The sequence below is a fragment of the Limnobacter sp. genome (assembly GCF_036846585.1).
Classification (GTDB): Bacteria; Pseudomonadota; Gammaproteobacteria; order Burkholderiales; family Burkholderiaceae_B; genus Limnobacter.
Window position 1 is genome coordinate 38,848 of sequence record NZ_DAIUBR010000016.1, and the last position, 21,271, is coordinate 60,118.

15 protein-coding genes are annotated in these 21,271 nt (G+C 49.9%); 9 read left to right on the plus strand and 6 right to left on the minus strand.

The genetic code is table 11. The annotated features are described in order from the left end of the window. The first annotated feature begins 191 nt into the window (after positions 1 to 191). The 4 genes from V7028_RS09055 (at position 192) to V7028_RS09070 (ending at position 5,076) form a co-directional block, all read left to right on the plus strand. A complete protein-coding gene (locus tag V7028_RS09055) occupies positions 192 to 866 on the plus strand; it encodes a response regulator transcription factor (RefSeq protein ID WP_334119761.1) in 675 nt (224 codons plus the stop codon). 36 nt (positions 867 to 902) lie between these two features. Then, entirely contained in the window at positions 903 to 3,875 is a 2,973-nt protein-coding gene (locus tag V7028_RS09060) for a hybrid sensor histidine kinase/response regulator (RefSeq protein ID WP_334119762.1), read from the plus strand. A gap of 142 nt (positions 3,876 to 4,017) precedes the next feature. After that, positions 4,018 to 4,470 carry a hypothetical protein gene (locus tag V7028_RS09065; RefSeq protein ID WP_334119763.1) on the plus strand — a complete coding sequence of 151 codons (453 nt, stop codon included), beginning with the start codon at positions 4,018 to 4,020 and terminating at the stop codon, positions 4,468 to 4,470. Positions 4,471 to 4,479: 9 nt separating this feature from the next. Next, entirely contained in the window at positions 4,480 to 5,076 is a 597-nt protein-coding gene (locus tag V7028_RS09070; RefSeq protein WP_334119764.1) for a hypothetical protein, read from the plus strand. Here the strand turns inward: V7028_RS09070 and V7028_RS09075 are convergent. Beyond that, positions 5,066 to 5,722 (minus strand): response regulator transcription factor, encoded by a 657-nt coding sequence (locus V7028_RS09075; protein WP_334119765.1) that lies wholly within the window; start codon positions 5,720 to 5,722, stop codon positions 5,066 to 5,068. The two genes, V7028_RS09070 and V7028_RS09075, sit on opposite strands and share 11 nt — an antisense overlap. A gap of 223 nt (positions 5,723 to 5,945) precedes the next feature. On the opposite strand from V7028_RS09075, the gene V7028_RS09080 reads away from it, so the two are divergent. Then, positions 5,946 to 6,350 carry a hypothetical protein gene (locus V7028_RS09080; RefSeq protein ID WP_334119766.1) on the plus strand — a complete coding sequence of 135 codons (405 nt, stop codon included), beginning with the start codon at positions 5,946 to 5,948 and terminating at the stop codon, positions 6,348 to 6,350. 16 nt (positions 6,351 to 6,366) lie between these two features. Here V7028_RS09080 and mnmE read toward each other — a convergent pair whose 3' ends face one another. The 5 genes from mnmE to rpmH are packed head-to-tail and all read right to left on the minus strand — an operon-like array spanning position 6,367 to position 10,174. Continuing rightward, positions 6,367 to 7,755 carry a tRNA uridine-5-carboxymethylaminomethyl(34) synthesis GTPase MnmE gene (gene mnmE / locus V7028_RS09085; protein WP_334119767.1) on the minus strand — a complete coding sequence of 463 codons (1,389 nt, stop codon included), beginning with the start codon at positions 7,753 to 7,755 and terminating at the stop codon, positions 6,367 to 6,369. Beyond that, positions 7,727 to 9,415 (minus strand): membrane protein insertase YidC, encoded by a 1,689-nt coding sequence (gene yidC, locus V7028_RS09090; protein ID WP_334119768.1) that lies wholly within the window; start codon positions 9,413 to 9,415, stop codon positions 7,727 to 7,729. Before yidC ends, mnmE begins: the two co-directional genes overlap by 29 nt. A 12-nt stretch (positions 9,416 to 9,427) precedes the next feature. Next, positions 9,428 to 9,706 carry a membrane protein insertion efficiency factor YidD gene (gene yidD, locus V7028_RS09095; RefSeq protein WP_334119769.1) on the minus strand — a complete coding sequence of 93 codons (279 nt, stop codon included), beginning with the start codon at positions 9,704 to 9,706 and terminating at the stop codon, positions 9,428 to 9,430. Next, the gene (locus V7028_RS09100; protein ID WP_334119770.1) at positions 9,646 to 10,005 is read right to left on the minus strand and encodes a ribonuclease P protein component; all 360 of its coding nucleotides are present in this window, start codon (positions 10,003 to 10,005) and stop codon (positions 9,646 to 9,648) included. Before V7028_RS09100 ends, yidD begins: the two co-directional genes overlap by 61 nt. Positions 10,006 to 10,039: 34 nt before the next feature. Continuing rightward, positions 10,040 to 10,174: a 50S ribosomal protein L34 gene (gene rpmH / locus V7028_RS09105; protein ID WP_008247028.1), complete on the minus strand. Its 135-nt coding sequence runs from the start codon at positions 10,172 to 10,174 to the stop codon at positions 10,040 to 10,042. 260 nt (positions 10,175 to 10,434) lie between these two features. Here rpmH and dnaA point away from each other — a divergent pair, with 260 nt between their 5' ends. The 4 genes from dnaA to V7028_RS09125 all read left to right on the plus strand — a co-directional run bounded on the left by dnaA (position 10,435) and on the right by V7028_RS09125 (position 21,230). After that, positions 10,435 to 11,823 (plus strand): chromosomal replication initiator protein DnaA, encoded by a 1,389-nt coding sequence (dnaA, locus tag V7028_RS09110; protein ID WP_334119778.1) that lies wholly within the window; start codon positions 10,435 to 10,437, stop codon positions 11,821 to 11,823. A 228-nt stretch (positions 11,824 to 12,051) separates the two neighbouring features. Next, entirely contained in the window at positions 12,052 to 13,158 is a 1,107-nt protein-coding gene (gene dnaN / locus V7028_RS09115) for a DNA polymerase III subunit beta (RefSeq protein ID WP_334119771.1), read from the plus strand. 23 nt (positions 13,159 to 13,181) lie between these two features. After that, entirely contained in the window at positions 13,182 to 15,707 is a 2,526-nt protein-coding gene (gene gyrB / locus V7028_RS09120; RefSeq protein WP_334119772.1) for a DNA topoisomerase (ATP-hydrolyzing) subunit B, read from the plus strand. 204 nt (positions 15,708 to 15,911) lie between these two features. Next, entirely contained in the window at positions 15,912 to 21,230 is a 5,319-nt protein-coding gene (locus V7028_RS09125; protein WP_334119773.1) for a DEAD/DEAH box helicase, read from the plus strand. Positions 21,231 to 21,271 lie beyond the last annotated feature (41 nt).

Below are 21,271 nucleotides of genomic sequence, written 5' to 3' on the forward strand. Positions count from 1 at the left end.
TACTGTAGACACAAAGTGACCCCCCCCTATTTGGGGGACCAAATTATCTGAAGCAATAGACGCTTCAAATGAAGCCATCCTCCAAATGAAGGGGCACCACCAAGTGGGTAAGCACGTAATATCAATTTAAGAAATCGACAACACCGATTCCGGTTTTTTTTCAGGCAAAATAAAATTTGGAGGGTTGCCTCATGAGCCCCAACGCTGTACTTTTAATCGAAGATCACCCTCTGGTGTCCATGATGCTTGCAGACATGTTGACCGAGCACGCGCCAGACCTGAACGTTCGAAAAGTTCCCAGCCTTCAAGCCAGCGAACAACACGTGCATGAAAATCCGCGCTTGGTGATATTCGACCTGAACCTGCCTGACTGCGAAGGCATTGCCTCTGCCCAGCGCGTGCGCAGCCTTTATCCGTTTTCCCAGTTACTGGCCTTTACCGGCACCACGCACGATGGCATCTTGCAAGAACTGCAAGACATGGGAATCCCTTGTGTTCGAAAGTCTGCCGACTACCATGAGTTGCTGGACGCCGTCATGAAGGGACTGATGGCCGTGGGCGTAAGCTACCCGGAAGGCATGAACGCGGACAAAATGAAATCAAAGAACGAATTTCAGTCCAACATCATTGCACCCGGATCGAAAAAACCCCTGACCTGGAGACAAGTTGAAATCATGCGCCGCATTGCTGTGGGCATGACCGCCAAAGAGGCCGCCCGGGACATGAATCTCAGCCCGGAGACTGTGCGCGCCCACATGCGTGAAGTTCTTGTCAGGCTGGGTGCCCAGAATCGGGCCCATGCGGTGTCCATCTTCACCAAGGCAGAAAGACAATCACGGTTGCTTGAAGAAGCGCAAAGCAACTGAGTTCGGGCCGGACTACACCAAGAACAAGGCCTGGCCATGAAACTTTCCCTGCTTATTCGAATTTTCGCCCTGCTGATCGTGGTTTTTTCCGTGTTCGGCATCGGGGTGAAAAGCATATCGATTCATCAGCAAACCGTGCAGGAAGACTACTACCGTGCCTGGGCGTCGGATGAAGCAATACTGACGCGAACCCTGGCTGAATTCGAAGCCATGCGCAAGCTAGTCCTGCTGTACGCAGCCAGTCGCAATCCTGAATACATCAACCACTATCTCGACATTGTCGGCCTGCACAACGGCAGTCGCATTTACACCTCCGAGGTTGAGGTGGATTATTGGGTCGATGTGATCACGGGCCAGACAAAAGATTCCGCTGTGTCTTGGGGTATTGGTCAAAATCTTAGCGAGCGGCTTTATTCCCTTCGGTTCATTTCCGAGAACGAACCCGCCATTGAACGTATTCTTGACCTTCGGCACCGGCTGGAACGCAATGAACTGAGTGCGTTTGCCAGCGGAATCACGCGCTTTGTCGACAAACCTGCCGACAAATTCCTTTCTCCACCGGAAGTGCGTGACACATTCGGCATGCTGTTTGACCGTGAACACATTGAACTGACCAACGCCCTGTCGTTCGAGCTATCCAGCTTTATTGCACGTGAAAAAACCCGCTACCTGGGCTTGATTGATGCCTCACGCAAAGAACTGACCTACAGCGTTTATCTGGACGTGGTGTTCACACTGTTGTTCTTGCTGGGCTTGTTCGTGGGCTTGGTGTCAATCAAAAAGAAAGTGATTGATCCGATCAACTCGCTGTACAACGCCAGCGAAGAAATCATGAAGGGCGACTACACAGTGCGCGTGAACAACCGCACTGGTTCGCACGAAATCAACTTGCTCATTCGGGCATTCAACAGAATGATCCGCTCCTTTCAGCGCGACCTGGAAAAAAGTGAACGGGTGAAACAGGCGCTGGAAGAGGTCAGTCTAGCCAATGTGGAAAAAGAACGGGCCAAAAATGAGTCCCGGATCAAGAGTTCGTTCCTTGCCAACATGAGCCACGAAATTCGCACGCCCATGAATGCAATATTGGGCATGACAGCATTGACACTGAAAACAGAACTCAACGAAAAACAAAAAGACTACCTGAGCAAGATTCAATTGTCAGGTGACAACCTGCTGCACTTGCTCAACAGCATTTTGGATTTGTCCAAAATCGAATCGGACATGTTCAAACTGGAACAACGCCCGTTCAGGCTGGATGATGTGCTGGAAGAAGTGTTTGGAACCTTGGGCAATTCCGCACTGGACAAGAACATCCGCCTGCTATATACCCTGCAGGGCAAAGGCTTGCAATCCACGCTGAACCGCTTGGTGGGCGACTCGCTTCGGGTTGGGCAAATTCTGAAAAACCTGATCGGCAATGCCATCAAGTTCACCTCTGAAGGTCATGTCAACCTGACCGTCAAAGTACTCAAGCAACTCGACGATCAGGTAACACTGCAATTCAGTGTCAGTGATTCTGGCATTGGAATGAGCAAAGACCAGCTTCAACGCGTGTTCGACAAGTTCACTCAGGCCGATTCCAGCACCACACGCATGTTCGGCGGCAGCGGGCTGGGATTGAGTATTGCCAAGGAACTGGTGCATTTGATGGAGGGCGACATTCACGCCCACTCTACCCCTGGGCGCGGCTCGGTGTTTTACTTCACATTGAACCTGAAAACCCAGGAAGCAGAGGCACCAGCCCGCAACCCCAGTTTTCTGCACAGCCCGGATATCAAACGCGCATTCATTTGTTCACTGGACCAGAAACTGCACCGTTCGATTTCCAGCATTCTGGATCAGTTCTACGTGCCTCTGGCCGCACTTTCGCCCGAAGAACTCGTCATGGACCATCGGCCTTTCGAACCGAAGGACATTGTCTTCATCGACAGCGACATTGCCACCACATCGCCTGAACTGCTGTCGTTGTTGCAAAGCAACCGGCTTGACCAGCGTGAAAACCTGATTTGGCTATCAAACCGCAACGCCAGCGAACTGCAACGCGTGCATGGTGCGGATGCCAACAACAAGGTGCTGACCACCCCTATCCTGCCTGTTCATTTGATGAAACTTGCAGAACGGCAGATCAGCAACAACGACGTGTCGCCCAACCACAAGTCCAACGGGAAAAAGAAGATTAAGGCTGAGCCAATTGAAAAGAACACCATTGCGCGGGCGGCCAATATCTTGATCGTTGAAGATCACCCCCTGAACATGGAATTGCTGCTGGACTTCCTGAGCCCAAAAAATTACCAGATCCGTTGTGCCAAAGACGGGCGCGAAGCCATTCAAATTCTCAAAAACACACCCGAGCCCTTTGACCTGATGATTTCGGATCTGGAAATGCCTTTTGTGGACGGGTATCAACTGGCCACTTGGGTGAGGGAAAACGCCGTGCATTGTGTCACCCCGATCATGGCGCTGACGGCCCACGCATTCGAACAAACACGCGTACGGTGCGAAGAACACGGAATCAACGATGTATTGACCAAACCATTCCATGAACAAAACCTGTTCGACGCCATCAAACGTTGCTTGCGCAACAAGGAAGGCGTACTGACCGGCTTTGAAATGAGAACCGGGCCACTGGAACTTCAGGACCACATCGGCCCGGAAATGATCGCACCCAAACACACATCCATCTTCAAAGTGGACAGCTTTGAGCCAGAACGCATGGCCAAATACCTGGGCAAATTTTTACAAACCAGTGAAAACTTGATTGAACGCCTGGAAGACTGTGTGAAACAGGAGGACATTCAAACCCTGAAACGGGAAATACATTCTCTGGCTGGGGTGCTGGGTATGTTGGGCACAGAAAGCGTGCAGCAACAATTCTCGAGAATGGACAAATCGCTGGAGAATCCGTCGGCTTACCCCGCTGTACTGAAAGAAATGAAAGAAGTGTGGCCAAAGATTGTGGACGAGGCTGAAAAAATACTTGTGTTGATTAACCGGTTTGGGAAAAACTGATTCCAAATGTTGAATTGTTTGTTTTCAATTGCGGCTTGTTTTACACTGGATCGGCTGTAAACAACAAAAATAAAAAAAGTTCTAAGTATTTTTAGTATCAAGAACTTGCCCAAAGTAGTCAAAGTATTTTCAAGGGTTTGACGTGAAACATTTCGTTCAGGCAATCATGCTCGGCTTTGCCGTGTGTGCCATGGTGGCCATGCCCGGTATTGCGCATGCCGAGGTGGTGCTAGTTGGCTCAAGCAGGCTGCCTTTCGGTGAAATATCAAAAACCAAGTTGCGTGACTTGTACACAGGCCAAAGCCAGGTGGTTGGCAATTCCAGCGTGCTCGTCATTGACCGTGACAACACCTTTCGCGAACGAAGTGACTTTATTTTAAGCACGCTCGGCTTTACCAGTGAGGAATTCAAGACTGTGCAGCGCTTGCTTGAGTGCATCGGTGTCAGCAAAGCACCCACCGTAGCCCGCGACAGCAAACACCTGATTCAGATGCTGGTCAGCAATCCAAATGCCCTTGGTTACGTTACACGACAGGAATTCCAGGACGACGAGCTCAAGTCGAGATTGAGATTGATCAAGGTACTGGCAGAGTAAGCCAAACGCATGAAATCAGGAAAACCATCACATTGGCATATCACTGTGGCCACCTGGCCGTGGTTGCTACTCATCTTGCTTACCGGCAGTGGCAAGGCACATGCTTTTTGCGCCGGTGCCATGGTCAAGGAAATACAGGCCATTGCCGCCTTGAGAGATGTCGTGGAGACCGTGAAATCCGGCAATTCAAAACAGTTAAGCAAAGACGCCATTCTTGAACTGGACAAACGCTGGATCAAAACACTGGGCAAACTACCGGAAGCACAAGAAATTCTGGAATCCAGAACATCGGCTCTACTGGCCATGGAAATGAAAAAGAAAATCTACTTCAAGGAAGTGATTCTGACGGGCAATCAGGGTGAAACCCTGGCCATGAATAAAGTCACCACTGATTACTGGCAAGGGGATGAAGAAAAATTCCTGGAAGTATTTGACAGCAATGTGCCCTCAAGAAAACCGGATTCGTACATTTCGCGTGCACGCTGGGACGAAAGTACCAAAGCCATGATTGCAAAAGTCAGTGTGCCTGTTTATGACGGGGATCTGATGATTGGCACCCTCACCGTGGGTGTTGATTTAAAGCGGGTGCCCCACCCTAATCATTGAGCTTCATTTTTACGCTGCGCTCTGCTTTCAGAAACACATTGACCGCCTGCGCCTTGTTGGATACTTCCAAACGTTTGAAAATTTCCCGAATGTGCCCGCGAACTGTTTCGGGACTTAACCCGATCCGCTGAGCCACCATTTTTGCCGACAAACCCTCAGCTGTCATGCGCATAATTTCCACCTGCCGCCAAGTCAGTGGTTTAGCGCCTGGGTAAGCCACAATATTGGATTGATGTTCATTGGCCGGAGCGGGTTCCACTGCAGAACGGCTCAAAATGCCGGAACGAAACAGTGCAGCTTCTATTTCTTTGGCCAACACCGACTGGCTACAGGCCTTGTCAATTATCGTGTAACCCGACTGCACCGCCCTGGCCTGAATGTCCCCACTCACGAAACCCGTGTAAATCAAACCGCACACGTTGGGAAACATGGAATCAAGCCAGTCAATGGTTTCCTTGCCGCGGGAATCGGTCAGCGTCAAATCGAAAATGATCAGGTCTGGGCGCTCAAATACATGTTCGCGCGCCTGCAAAAGGCTGGTTACCACGGTCAACTGTGCATGGGGCACCATGTCTTTACAAACGTCCTCAATCACCATCGAAATCAGAGGATGGTCTTCCAGCACCAGTATTTTTTGATTTTTCATTGTTAGCAGGTCAATTCAAGCCATCGGACCGTTCAGTCTCTTCTTCATCCCAAAGAGTACATGAATTCGCCGGAAGAATTAAGACTGCTTTTTGTCCTTTGATACAAAGGGTTCAGCATTTTGGGGGGGCATCACAAACAAGCATCCTCAATTGACGGAATGGGAAAAAAAACTGAGACACGTAAGATGAAGTCAAGATCAATCCTTTGTGGAGCAAGGCATCATGAACATCGCACTGGTTCAAGAACACCGCACCAACATGCACGAACCGCTTTATTTCCGTCAGGCGGAATCGCGCGTGACCATGGAACTGGACAATGTCGCGCATGGCTTGAAACATTTCAGCGACCAGCTGGGCAAAACCCGTTCTGCACAGGCCCGGTTTGCGCTGGTACTGCAATTGAAAACCTGGGCCCTGAACAAGCCGACACTGCAAACCCTGATGGAACAATACGTGCTGGAAGTAGAACACACCCAAAAGGTTGTTCACATCGACCCGCAAAGCCACGATGAATCGATTCAATCGCTGTGCGAACAACTGATGTTTCTCAGCGCCGTGTTTGAACAGGAATCCAGCTTGCTCGAGCAAATGGTATTTGACGAAACGCTATTGGTGTTGTGCGACTAATCTGCCTGGGGCAGATTTACTTTCCGATACAAAAGCGGCTGAAAATCAAACCCAGCAAATCATCTGGCAACATGCGCCCGGTGATCTCGCCCAATGCGTCGTGTGCCAGGCGCAGCTCTTCGGCAAACAAATCCAGAATTCGATCGTCTTGTTGCGCAAACCCATGTGCAATGGCCAAGTGTTGACCGCACACTATCAAAGCATCCACATGGCGTTGACGCGCCATGAAACCATGATCAGGCGTATGGGCGATTCCCACTTTGGCCAGAATGGCATCTTTCAACTCTTCAAGTCCATACCCGCTTTTCGCAGACACATGAACTGCATCACTTCCTTGGCCTTGCTGCACTGAGTGATCTGCCAACAAATCCACTTTGTTGTACACCATCAGGCTGGGCAAATTCGCGGGCAATTCAAGGTGCGTGTCGAAGGTGTCCGCATCCGGGGTTGTTGCATCTTTCAAAACCAGCAACAAATCAGCTTCTTCAACCGATTTGCGGGTGCGTTCAATGCCAATCATTTCCACTTCATCGATGGTGTGCCGCAAGCCTGCGGTGTCGACCAACATCAGGGGGATGCCCCGAATATTCAATTCCTGTTTGATGCGGTCGCGCGTGGTGCCTGCAACAGCCGACACAATGGCCACGTCTTGCCCGGCAAGCGCATTGAGCAAACTTGATTTGCCCACATTGGGTTCGCCCACCAGCACAATTTGCAGCCCATCGCGAAACTTCACGCCCTCTTGCGCGGCAAGCAACAAATCATGGTGGGTTTGCAAAATGTGGCGAAGTTGGCCTTTGGCATCGGCTTTTTCAAGAAACTCGATTTCCTCTTCGGGGAAATCCAGTGTCGCCTCCAGCAACAAACGCAAGTGCACCAATCGATCCGCCAGCGCATTGACCTGTTTCGAAAAAACGCCACTGAGCGATGCCGCCGCCGCTTTGGCCGTGGACACTGAACCCGCGTCAATCAAATCGGCCACCGCTTCGGCCTGAGCCAAATCAAGCTTGTCATTCAGAAAAGCACGTTGAGTGAATTCGCCCGGCATCGCATGGCGCAATGGAATATTCAATTGCCGACCAACCATTAACGCCTGACCCAGCACCGCCTGCAATACGGCCTGCCCGCCATGGCCTTGAAATTCAAGAACGTATTCACCTGTGAACGAGGCCGGCGCATTGAACAGCAACACAATGCCTTCATCGATGGCATGTTGTTCGGCATCACGCAGTGTCAAAAGTGTTGCCCGGCGGGGTTTGGGCAACTTGCCGCAAAACCCCAGGCAAAACGATTCAAATTGTGCAGGGGAAGGAAAAGAAAACCGCACCACCCCCACCCCGCCCTTTCCAGGCGCGGTGGCGATGGCCACGATAGGGTCACCGTGCTGTGGCTGGTGCAGACTCAATTTGACGCGTAATTACCCACTGCTGGGCAATCGACAAAATGTTGTTGACCACCCAGTACAGTACCAGGCCTGCCGGGAAGAAAATGAACATGACCGAGAATACCAAGGGCATGATCATCATGATTTTGGCCTGAACAGGATCCGGTGGGGTGGGGTTCAATCTGGTCTGGATGAACATGGTCACCGCCATGATCACAGGCAAAATGTAGAAGGGGTCTGGTGCAGCCAGATCGCTCACCCAGCCCAGCCAAGGCGCATTGCGCATTTCCACACTGGCCAACAACACCCAGTACAAGGCAATAAACACCGGGATTTGAACCAGAATGGGCATGCAACCGCCCAAGGGGTTGATCTTTTCGCGTTTGTACATTTCCATCATGGCGCGCTGAAAGCCCATTTTGTCTTCGCCATATTGTTCTTTCAGTTTTTGCATGCGCGGGCCAACCTTGCGCATCTTCGCCATCGATTTGTAGCTTGCGGCAGACAGCGGGAAAAACGCCAGTTTGATCAGAATCGTCAACACCACAATTGCCCAACCCCAATTGCCAATATAGCCGTGGATTTTTTCCAGCAACCAGTAAATAGGCTGCGCAATCACGGTCAGCCAACCGTAGTCGACCACCAGGTCAAGGCCGGGTGACAATTCTTCGAGCACACGTTGGTCTTGCGGACCTGTGTACAACTTGGCTGAATAAGTGGCGGACTGTTCCGGCGCAACTGCACCCAAACTGCTGACCAAACCAACCGAGTACAGGTTGGCTTCAACCTGACGGGTGTAGTTTTCGCGTGGGCCATCCTGACCAATAATTGCCGACACAAAGTAGTGTTGAATCATTGCCAGCCAGCCGGAATCGGCTGTTTTCACAAACTCGGCACTGCGGTCTGCAATGTCGTCAAAACTGATTTTCTGATACTTTTTCTCTGGCGTGTACACCGCAGGGCCAGTGAACGTGGCGTATAAGGAAGAATCGCTTTCAAGAGAATTTCCATCGCGCGTAATTTGAACATACGCGCTCGGTGTAACCACCTCTGTGTTGGTATTGCGCGCCAGCATCACCAAATCCAGGTCATACCGGTTCTTGTAAATGGTGTAGGTGTACTGGCTTTCAATGCCACCGCTGGTGGCTTTGAACACCAGCTTCAGAATGTCTTTGCCGGCTTCGAAATCTGTGGGCCCCGGCACCAGTTCAAACAAGGTTCGGTGGTTGGGGGCGTCTTGAACGCCTACCAGACCAGCCTGGCCAAGGTAGGTGCGTCGGGATGATTGTTCAAACAATTGAACGGGCTCTTTCGGGTTTTCTGCCGCGGGATGATTCAACAGCTTTGAACCGATCAACTGCGCGCCCTGGGTTGAGAACTGCAATTCAAGCACATCTGTTTTTACGACAATGGTTCTCGCCGTTTCCACGGGTTTTTCTTCAGTTGTCGCGATGGAACTGGGGTCTGCAGGCAAATCATTTGACGAAGCTGCTGGCGCTTGGGGCAAGTCGTTGGCCTGACCATTGGCACCATTCTGATTGCTTTTTTCTTTGTCCGCAGTTTGTATGCCCGTGTTCAAACCAAACAGGGTGGGCTTGCCAATCGAAGCCTGGTAGTTGTCCCACAGCATGACGAGAGACAAACTGAAAATCATCAAGAGGACTAGCCTGCGCGTTTCCATTGAAATCCTTAATTACTTTGAATCGTGACTGGTGCGGCGAGCCTTTGGAACCGGGTCCAGCCCACCTGCATTCCAGGGGTTGCATCTGCAAATGCGGCCCAGAGACAGGGCCGCACCTTTCCATGCGCCATGAATTTTAACTGCTTCAAGGGCATATTCCGAACAACTTGGGTAAAAACGGCAAGACGGTGGGAAAAGGGGACTAACAGCAAGCTGATAGCCGCGGATCATCACTGTGATGGCGCGCGCCGTGCAAGATCGCTGAAAAGTTGTTGAAGTTCTGTCCACCATGCCGCTCGATCTGAATGACCTACTGCTTTCACTGGCTTGCTCAAGCGAACCAGAAATTTGCCTTGGTAGTTACCTAGCGCATCCCGACAGGCATGCCGGACCAAACGTTTCAAGGCGTTTCGATCCACTGCCCTTTTCGCCAGGCGCTTGGGAATCAGGATTCCGAACTGCGGGGGGGTGTCGTCTTGAAACAGCGCGTGAAGCATCAACCGATCTGTTTTGGCCACTGGCCTGGTTTTTAACAGACCACCGAATGATTCAGATCGAGTGATTTTTGTCGCATACGACCTGGAACCCACCCCGCGCAATTCAGAATTTTCAATGCGCTAAAGCTTAAACGGACAAACGTGCACGGCCTTTGGAGCGGCGCGCGCGCAGTACGGCACGACCACCACGGGTGCGTGAACGGACCAAAAAGCCGTGTGTTCTTTGACGGCGAACTTTAGAAGGTTGATAAGTGCGTTTCATGGCAAGCCTCTGGCCCACATGGGCTTAAAATTTGGCGAAAAATAGGTTGAAACTCTAGGCGCAGCTGATTTGGATCAAAGCTTGCACCAAGGGAACCCGAAATTATAGTGGCAAACGTCAGAAAAACCTAGAAAAATCTTCGAGTTCGCTTGAAGACCGGGAATGGCTCACTCAATCCGTGGGGGTTTGGATACAATGGAGCGCTGAGTTTTAATTCCTGCAAAGCAGTTCATCCGAATAATAAGGCTGTTCATAACGTGATTGATCAATTCTGGAACCACTGTGTTGAAGCGCTTCGGAAGGAAATTCCGGCCCAACAGATCAAACTGTGGATCGAACCACTGACTGTGGTTGAATTTGATGAAGACACAGCCAGCTTGAGCATGGCAGCACCAAACCGCTTCAAACTGGATTGGGTGTTGAACAACTACGGCGGCCGCTTCAATGAACTGGCCAGCGAATTTTTTGGTTGCGACATGGCCATTCAATGGCAAGTGGCGGCCAAACAGGCCAGCCCACTGATGCCCCCCCCCCCTTCTGCCGCCAGAACGAACAACGAAAATGCAGCCCAGGGCGGGACAAAGGTAGCCGCTGTCAAGCGCGATGAAATTGCCGCCACGGTGTATGAACGAAGCCGCCTGAACCGCGACCTTTGTTTTTCCAACTTCGTGTCAGGCCGGGCCAACCAGCTTGCCCGCGCTGCAGCGGAGCAGGTGGCATCCAACCCGGGCGTGTCGTACAACCCGCTGTTTTTGTATGGCGGCGTGGGCTTGGGTAAAACCCATTTGATTCATTCGATCGGCAACCGCCTGCTGGAACAAAACCCAAATACCCAGATTCGTTACATCCACGCTGAACAATACGTCAGCGATGTGGTGAAGGCCTATCAAAAAAAGGCGTTTGAAGAATTCAAGCGGTCTTATTATTCACTCGACCTGCTGCTGATCGATGATATTCAGTTCTTTGGGGGCAAAAGCCGCACCCAGGAAGAATTTTTCTACGCCTTCGAACAACTGATTGCCGCCAAAAAGCAAATCATCATCACCAGCGACACCTACCCCAAAGACATTCAGGGCATGGATGACCGCTTGATTTCCCGTTTCAACAGCGGTTTGACAGTCGCCATTGAACCGCCGGAACTTGAAATGCGAGTGGCCATTCTGCTGAAGAAGGCTGAACAGCAAAAAATTGTGTTCTCGGAAGATGTGGCCTTTTTCGTGGCCAAACACATGCGCAGCAACATTCGCGAACTGGAAGGTGCTTTGCGCCGCATCATGGCATTTGCATCGTTTCACAACAAGCCAGTGACCATGGACCTGGTACGCGAAGCCCTGCGCGACATGATTTCCGTGCACCACGGGCAGGTCTCCGTGGAATCCATCCAGAAAACAGTGGCCGATTACTACAAAATCAAGGTTGCAGACATGTTCTCCAAGCGCCGGCAGGCCCAAATTGTGTTGCCGCGCCAAGTGGCCATGTACCTGGCCAAGGAACTAACCGAGAAAAGCTATGTGGAAATCGGTGAATTGTTTGGTGGACGTGACCACACCACCGTACTGCATGCGGTGAACAAGATCTCGGAATTGCGCAATAAGTCTTCAGAGTTAAACCATGCATTGCATGTGCTGGACCAAACCTTGAAGGGTTGATTTAGAATTGTGGAAAAGTATGTAAAAACGGTGCACAAAAAGACGGGTTATCCACAGAAAAAAATGAACCCTGGGAATTCTTAAAAAGTTATCCACAGTGTGCAGATTGAACCCCGGTAGTTCTACACCAATTATGAAAGAACCCAAGAAGCTCAATTCAAAGGGAAAAATGGAGTTGTCCACAGAAATGAACCAACTCTATTAACTAATCCTATAAGGAAATATTAAATGGAATTAATTCATAGCTCGCGCGATGCATTGGTTCGAAAACTGCAAATTGTCAGCAACATCGTTGAACGTCGAAACACCTTGCCGGTGTTGGCCAACATTCTGTTGAAGAAACAGGGCGGCCTGCTGACACTGCTGTCTTCAGACATTGAAATGCAGATCCAAACCAGTGCTGAAGTGGGTGCAGGTGGTGAAGACACTGCAACTACCGTGGCAGCTAGAAAATTCCTGGACATTTTGAGATCGTTGCCCGAAGACTCGGATGTGATGGTGAAACTCGACGGCAAAAAGATATCGGTACAGGCCAAGAAAAGCCGTTTCGCATTGCAAACCTTGCCGGCAGAAGATTTTCCGTTGGTTCAGGAACCCAAGGAATGGGTAACGCAAATCAGTTTGCCTCAGAAAATGTTAAAAAATCTGTTGGGAATGGTTCACTTTTCAATGGCCCAACAAGACTTGCGTTACTATCTGAACGGTGTATTGCTGGTTATTGAAAGCGCCTGCGTGCGTGCGGTTGCCACCGATGGGCACCGCTTGGCGTATGCAGATGCACCTGGCCAGGGTGGTACGGCCAAGCATGAAGTGATCGTTCCACGCAAAACCGTGCTGGAATTGTCGCGTTTGCTCAACGACACAGACGACACCGTGACTATTGATCTGGCCAGCAACCAGGCCAAGTTCACGTTTTCCGACATTACCTTGATCACCAAACTGGTCGAGGGCAAGTTCCCGGATTACCAACGGGTCATTCCCAAAACCCACCAACATCACGTGGTGATTTCCCGTGACGCGTTGTTGCATTCATTGCAACGCGCTTCCATCCTGACCAGTGACAAGTTTCGCGGCATTCGTTGGGTGTTGGGTACCAATGGCTTGACCATTGTGGCCAACAACTCGGATCAGGAAGAGGCACGGGATGAAATGGAAGTCGAGTACCAAGGGCCCGAGATTGATGTGGGTTTTAACGTAAACTACTTGTTGGACGTGTTGAACAACCTCAAGTCGGAAACCGTGCAGTTCACGTTGCAAGACGGGAACAGCAGTGCATTGGTGACCACCCCGGGCAAAGACGACTTCAAGTACGTCGTAATGCCCATGCGTATTTAAAAAAGAGAACACAACAACACCCTATGACTTCAGAAACACAGAACGGCGGTATCTTGCCCGAGCAAATCACTGGCGCCGATTACGGTGAAGGTGCCATTCAGATTCTTGAAGGCCTGGAAGCAGTGCGCAAACGGCCTGGCATGTACATCGGCGATACGTCCGATGGTACAGGCCTGCACCACCTGGTGTTTGAAGTGGTCGATAACTCGATCGATGAAGCCTTGGCTGGTCATTGTGATGACATCGTGGTCACCATTCACGCTGACAATTCCATCAGCGTGACGGACAACGGCCGGGGTATTCCGACCGGTGTAAAGATGGATGACAAGCACGAGCCCAAACGCTCTGCATCAGAAATCGCTTTGACTGAACTGCACGCAGGTGGCAAATTCAACCAGAACAGTTACAAGGTGTCTGGTGGTTTGCACGGTGTGGGTGTGAGTTGTGTGAACGCGCTTTCCAGCTGGCTGCGCTTGATTGTTCGCCGGGAAGGCAAAGTCCATCAGCTTGAATTCTCGCGTGGTTTTGTGCAGAACCGCATCATTGAACAAGTCAATGGTGTGGATGTATCGCCGATGAAAGTGGTTGGCACCACGGACAAACGCGGCACAGAAGTTCATTTTTTGCCTGACACGGAAATTTTCCAGCAGAACAACGATTTCCATTATGAAATTTTGGCCAAGCGCCTGCGTGAACTGAGTTTCCTGAACAATGGTGTACGCATTCGCCTGAAAGACGAGCGCACCGGCAAGGAAGACGACTTCGCCGGTAGTGGCGGCGTGATGGGTTTTGTTGAGTTCATCAATGCCAACAAGAAAATTTTGCACCCCAATACGTTTTATGCTGCAGGTGAACGCCCGGCAGAAACCTACGGTGGTATTCCCGGCACCAGCATTGGCGTGGAAGTTTCGATGCAATGGAACGATGGTTTCAATGAATCGGTGCTGTGTTTCACCAACAATATTCCCCAACGCGATGGTGGTACCCACCTGACTGGTTTGCGTGCAGCCATGACCCGCGTAATCGGCAAGTACATTGAAGTCAATGAAATTGCCAAGAAACAAAAAGTTGAAGTGACCGGCGATGACATGCGCGAAGGCCTGTGTTGTGTGTTGTCAGTCAAAGTACCTGAGCCAAAATTTTCAAGCCAAACCAAAGACAAACTGGTGTCAAGCGAGGTGCGTGCACCCGTAGAAGATATTGTGGCCAAGGTGCTTAGCGAGTTTCTGGAAGAACGCCCCAACGATGCCAAACTGATTTGTTTGAAAATTGTTGAAGCCGCGCGTGCACGTGAAGCAGCCCGTAAGGCCCGTGACATGACCCGCCGCAAGGGCGTACTTGATGGTGTGGGCCTGCCGGGCAAACTGGCCGACTGCCAGGAACGTGACCCCGCAAAATGTGAAATTTACATTGTCGAGGGTGATTCCGCGGGTGGTTCGGCCAAACAGGGACGTGACCGTAAATTCCAGGCGATTTTGCCTTTGCGCGGTAAAGTGTTGAACGTGGAGAAAGCACGTTTCGACAAGTTGCTGACTTCCGAGCAAATTACCACGCTGATTACAGCCCTGGGCACCAGCATCGGCAAAGACGATTTCAACCTGGCCAAGCTGCGCTATCACCGCATCATCATCATGACCGACGCGGACGTGGACGGTGCGCACATTCGAACATTGCTGCTAACCCTGCTGTACCGCCAAATGCCGGAGCTGGTTGAGCATGGTCATATTTATATTGCCCAACCACCGCTGTACAAGGTGAAACACGGCAAAGACGAACGCTACCTGAAAGACGACCAGGAAGAAGCGCAGTACATGCTGACCATTGCCCTGGAAAAAGCAGCATTGGTTCCCGGTGAAGGCCTGGAGCCAATCAAAACAGAAGCACTTGAAGAGCTGGCCCGTCAGTTTGTCACCGTGGAAGCGGTGGTTCGCCGACTAAGCCGCATGATTGATCCTGATGTGTTGAATGCCATTGTGGAAGGTGTGGAACTGGATCTGGATTCCGAAGAAGCATCCAAGGCCAGTGCAGCGCGTTTGCAAGCGGTGCTTGACCCGACCATCATGACAGTGTTTTCCCAGTTTGATGAACAAACTGACAAACACCGCGTGCTGATTCACCGCCGCCACCACGGCAACGTGCGCGTAACAACAATCGACCCCGATTTTGTACACGGTGCCGATTACCCCTTGCTGGCTCACGCTGCCAAAACTTTCAAAGGCCTGATTGTTGAAGGCGCTGAAATTCAACGTGGCGAAGGCGAAAAGCAAAAAGTGCAAGCGGTACAAAGTTTCCGCGAGGCCATGCACTGGTTGCGTGAACAGGCTGAAAAAGCAGTGTCAAAACAACGATACAAAGGCTTGGGTGAAATGAACCCGCAACAGCTGTGGGAAACCACCATGGACCCCACTGTGCGCCGTTTGCTGCGTGTTCAAATTGAAGACGCCATTGCAGCGGATCAAATTTTCACGACATTGATGGGCGATGAAGTGGAACCCCGCCGGGCGTTCATTGAAAGCAATGCCTTGAAAGCGGGCAATATTGACGTTTAAGCGGATGTTGGGATTGGGAAAAGCTTGCGAATAAAAGTCTAATAGTTTGCGAATTCCAAGTAAAACTCTGAAAAAGTAGTAAATGTGGACTGAAGGTTCAACCGGCCTTCAGTCCAAACAGAAAATGTCTGCATCAGCCGCAACTATTCACGCGGGAAAATCATATAAAAACTGATGTAAGCCTTCAGAAGATGAGGTGTGTGATTGAATGTATTCGACTTCAGGAAGAATCTCGTCTCGGAATACTCTGAGTTCACCAGAAGCTTTGCCAAAATTAAAGCGGACGATATACGGGAATTCGTAGACCAGCAGTATGCATCACAACGCTACTGGCCTGAGCCACTAATCCAAGTTAACCCAAATTTTCAAGCAGGCGGCACAGTAGAGTCGCTCTGCACAGCTGGGCAGCTAAGTGAAGAATGCTCAGCAATCTTCAGATTCGATAAGTCAGCATCTTCAGCTGGCAAATCCTTACCGCTGTATAAGCACCAAGTTGAAGCTATAAGTCTTGCCGCTGCTGGTGAGAGCTATGTACTTACCACGGGAACGGGTTCCGGTAAGTCACTCTCCTACTTCATACCCATCATTGACTATTGCTTGAAACAAAAAGCAATAAACCCTGCACCAAGAACTAAGGCAATCGTTGTTTATCCGATGAACGCCCTAGCAAATAGCCAGTTAGAAGAACTGAAAAAGTTCCTAGGCGCTGAGACTTCAACTAGGAAAGTTACGTTCGGTAGGTTTACTGGGCAAGAAAGCACGGAAGAACGGGAGGTGATGAAAGCAAATCCTCCCGATATTCTGCTGACAAACTTTATGATGCTTGAGCTCTTGCTGACCAGGCAAAATGCCATTGACCAGCAAGTAATCTCAAACGCTAGAGGACTGAAATTTCTGGTTCTTGATGAGCTACACACATATCGAGGTCGACAAGGGGCCGACGTGGCATTGCTGGTCCGGCGTGTGCGAGAGGCTTTGGCAGACAATCTGGTTTGTATTGGTACGTCTGCAACAATGGCTACCGATGGAACTGAAGTGGAGAGGAACGCGAAAGTCGCTGAGGTTGCAAGCAGATTATTCGGTGTTTCAATCCCAGCAACAAACGTAATTACCGAAACTCTTCGCAGATGTACCCCGGAAAATCAAACTCTTGAAAGCGTCATATCAAAGCTGAAAGATGCAATTTTGGCTGGTGTACCAACTGAGACGAACTATTCTGAGCTGGCAAAACACCCAGTAGCTGTTTGGGTTGAACTGACTCTTGGCTTAACTTATGAAAGCCACAAACCTCGCAGAGCAAAGCCAAAAAAATTAAGTGACGCAGCTCGACTTCTTAGTGATGCGACAGGTTTAGGAGAATCAGTCTGCAGTGAATATTTACAAGCGTTCCTGCTTCACGCCTACAGTGTCACTGACGGTTCAGGCAAGCCTCTTTTCGCTTTCAAGCTCCACCAGTTTATTTCAGGTGGGGGAAAGGTTTTTTCCACGCTAGAAGCACCAGGCAAGCGCACGATTTCGCTAGAGGGCCAGCAATTTGCAACAGGTGACCGCAAGAAGCTGTTTTATCACGTCCATTTCTGTCGAAACTGCGGACAAGAATACGTTCCAGTCTGGGACCAAGAAACTTCGGATGGAAGAATTTTCGCAGTTCGTAGCATCGAAGAACGTGAGCATGATGAAGAAGGTGTGAAAGCTGGCTTTCTAATGCTGGACGGTCAGAATATTTGGGACCCTTCCGACCCTGAAAATTATCCTGAAACTTGGATTGAACAAAAGCCTGACGGCGATTGGAAAATCAAACAAAAAAAATTCGTACCCCAAGAAGTGAGCGTGACACCAGATGGTGCGATTTCTCAGCAGGCGGGTTACCAATCGTGGTTTATTCCAGGAAACTTTAGATTCTGCTTGTCTTGCGGAACATCGCACAGTACCAGCAGCAAGGATTCTGTTCGGTTGACATCACTTTCTGGTGAAGGAAGAAGTTCAGCAACAACGATGCTGACTTTATCGGCACTTCGCTACTTATACGAACAGGACCACACGTTAAGCGCTGATGCTAAAAAGGTACTTGGCTTCTCCGATAACAGGCAGGATGCCGCGTTACAAGCTGGGCACTTTAACGATTTCCTTCAGGTTCTTTTGACCAGAGCTGCTTTGTTTTCAGCACTGGAGAAAGCTGATGAGAATAGCTTGAGCGAAAAAGACATTGCGAACAGTGTTTTTGAAGCTCTTGGTTTCCATACCGATGATTACTCGGTTCGTGCTGAGTATATGCAGCAGTCCGACGTGAAGGGTAATAGTCGTCGCCAAGTACAAGAGGCTATGCGGTCGATTCTGGGCTACCGAGCCTTCTTTGACCTGAGGCGCGGTTGGCGTTTTAACAATCCCAATCTTGAACAACTCGGGCTAATGCAAATTGAGTATCAAGATATTGAGGATTTGGCTCAAGATGAACAGGAATGGAGCGAAGCTCCTCAAATTCTGAAATCTGCAAAGCCAGCAGAAAGAGCGGTGGTTCTGAAGCTTCTATTTGGTTTTATGCGAGAGGGGCTTTGTGTAGCATCTCGTTATCTCGACAGAACCGAGTTGGAACAACTGAAGACTTTGAGCTTTGCGAACTTACGTGAACCTTGGGGTTTTACTGAAGATGAAAGACCCGTTCCGTCGCGGTGGTTTGTTGTTAGCAGGCCGGAGGATGACCAAAATCGACGCAACAGACGCCAACGTATTGAAGACTATTTGGTGGTGGGGTCAAGCCGCTCAAAACTTGGTAAAGAACTGCGCAAACCAAGCACATGGGGTGGAAGCAACCCATTCTACAAAGACATCAAAGATGCAACCTACCCGGTTCTTATTAATGCGCTCCTGAAAGCTGCTGAAAGCTATGGTCTTGTTCGCAAGGAAGAAACTGATTTTGGTCAAACAGGTTGGCAGCTTGTTGGTAGCTGCATGCTATGGTCAAAGGGGCAAGGAAAAGGAACGTCTCAAGCTCATGAAAATGAATTCTTCAGAAATTTATACAGAAATATTTCCAAACTTCTGAGTGAACCCGCGCACAGGTTGTTCGATTTTGAAGCTCGTGAACATACGGCCCAAGTTGAGCAAGAAGATAGGATGGAAAGAGAGGCGAGATTCCGCTATACCCAAAAAGACCGTGACGAATGGAAGGACAAAAACGGGACCGAGCTTGAATGGCTTCCGGTGATGTTCTGTTCACCAACCATGGAACTGGGCGTTGATATTTCCTCTTTGAATACGGTTTACATGCGAAATGTGCCGCCAACCCCTGCAAATTATGCGCAGCGAAGTGGGCGTGCAGGGCGTGCGGGTCAGCCAGCTTTGGTGATTACTTACTGCGCAAACCAGTCGCCACATGACCAGTATTATTTCCGCGACCCAGTACGTATGGTTCACGGACAAGTAAACCCCCCTACTTTGGATTTGGCTAACCGAGAGCTAGTACAAAGTCACTTGCAAGCGATATGGCTTGCTGAAACAGGGAAGAAACTCGGCAATAGCATTAGAGACCTGCTGGATATGGAGAAGCCAGTGGACCTTCCACTGCTCGAAGAGCTAGCAGATGATTTATCGAAACCTTCAGCACAACGCAAAGCTCACGAACGTGGCCTCAAAGTCCTGGGCATGCTCAGTTCCGAACTGACCTCTGAACGTGCCCCTTGGTTCACACCAAATTGGCCAGAATCAGTTTTTCAACGAGCATTCAACGAATTCAATTCCTCTTTAAACAGATGGCGTGACCTGTATAAGGCTACTGCGCATGCGATTGAGTTGAATTATAAAAAAGAAAATAATCCAGCTGCGAGTGAACGCGAAAGACGCGAAGCACAGCAGCGTCACAACGAAGCCAGGAAACAACGCGACCTTTTGTTGGCTGGTGAAAGTGCGTTTAATAGTGACTTTTACACCTATAGGTACTTGGCTAGCCAAGGATTTTTACCTGGTTACAATTTCCCACGCCTTCCCCTCATGGCGTATATCCCGGCACGTAGAGGAAAAATTGGAAGAGAAAGCTTTCTGTCCAGACCACGTTTCCTTGCGCTGTCAGAATTTGGTCCCTACAGCCTCATCTATCACGAAGGTAGTCAGTACCGAGTTACAAAAGCTCTCCTAACTATTGGTAGCAAAGACCAGGTGGCTGAAGGAGCAAAACTACCCACTGAGGTGGCAAGACTCTGTCCAAGTTGTGGGTACGGACATTTTAGAACTCAACGAGACGCAGACCGCTGCGTTTCTTGTGGAGCAAATCTGGATGGTGCGGAAGAAGTTAAAAATCTTTACCGCATCGAAAACGTATCTACCAAGCGTGTGGAGCGCATTACTGCCAATGAAGAGGAGCGTCAACGTCAGGGTTACGAAATGCAAACAACCTTGCAATTTGCGGAAGTAGATGACAAGTTGCAAATGGTCACTTCAGTGATATCTGATTCAGATGGCCCGTTACTTGAATTGCAATACGGTCCAACGGCCACAATATGGCGCATGAATTTTGGGTGGAAACGACGCAAAGAAAAGAAGGTTTTGGGCTTCCAGATTAATCCCGTGACAGGCCATTGGGTTGGTGGTGAGAATGAAGGGGGTGAACAAGAGGGTGAAGAGGCACCACCAGACCGCACGCCACCACAGCGAATAGTTCCTTTCGTGGAAGACCGACGCAATATCCTTGTGATAAAGCCACATTGGGAGTTTGGTGACATTTCAAAATCAACCATGACCACTCTTCAATATGCACTGAAGCGAGGAATTGAAGCGGTTTACCAACTTGAAGAAAGTGAGCTTATGGCCGAGCCTCTTCCTGGTCGAGACAAACGCCAGTCTATTTTATTCTTCGAAGCTGCCGAGGGTGGCGCAGGCGTGCTCACGCGATTAGCATCAGAACCTTTGGCGCTGCAGCATGTTGCTGCAGAAGCGTTGCGCATTATGCATTACAAGCAGCCACTTGAGGGAAAAGCTTGGAAAAAATCCTTGCTGCAACAGGATGACGAAGAGTTAGAAAGTTATCCGTGCGAAGCAGGTTGCTATCGTTGTTTGCTTTCCTATTACAACCAACCTGACCATCCAGAAATTGACCGCCAAGATAAAGCGGCTGGTGGTCAGTTGTTAGACATGCTCTGTCGTCTTACTCAAGCAAATCTCCAATCCGCTACGCAGGGGCGTACACCCGAACAACAGACAGGTGAGTTAAAACGAATGTCCACCAGTTCGCTGGAAAAAGATTGGCTGGAACATGTCGAAAAGCGCGGTTACAGAAAGCCAGACCGAGCGCAGCACACACTGGTGTCAGTGGGTGCGAATGCCGATTTTTTCTACGACGACTATAACCTCGCAATTTTTATAGACGGGCCGCACCACGAGGTGGAAAAGCAGTCATCAAAAGACGCTGAAATAAACCAGCAACTTGAAGCGAGAGGTTATATCGTCGTGCGCTTCTCCAAAGATAAATCATCTTGGGAACAAACATTCCGTAATAACGCTGACTTGTTTGGGCCTGGACTTCAACAATAAGCCGCGCAAAGCTAAAACCTAAAATGCTATCTGGGCCAACG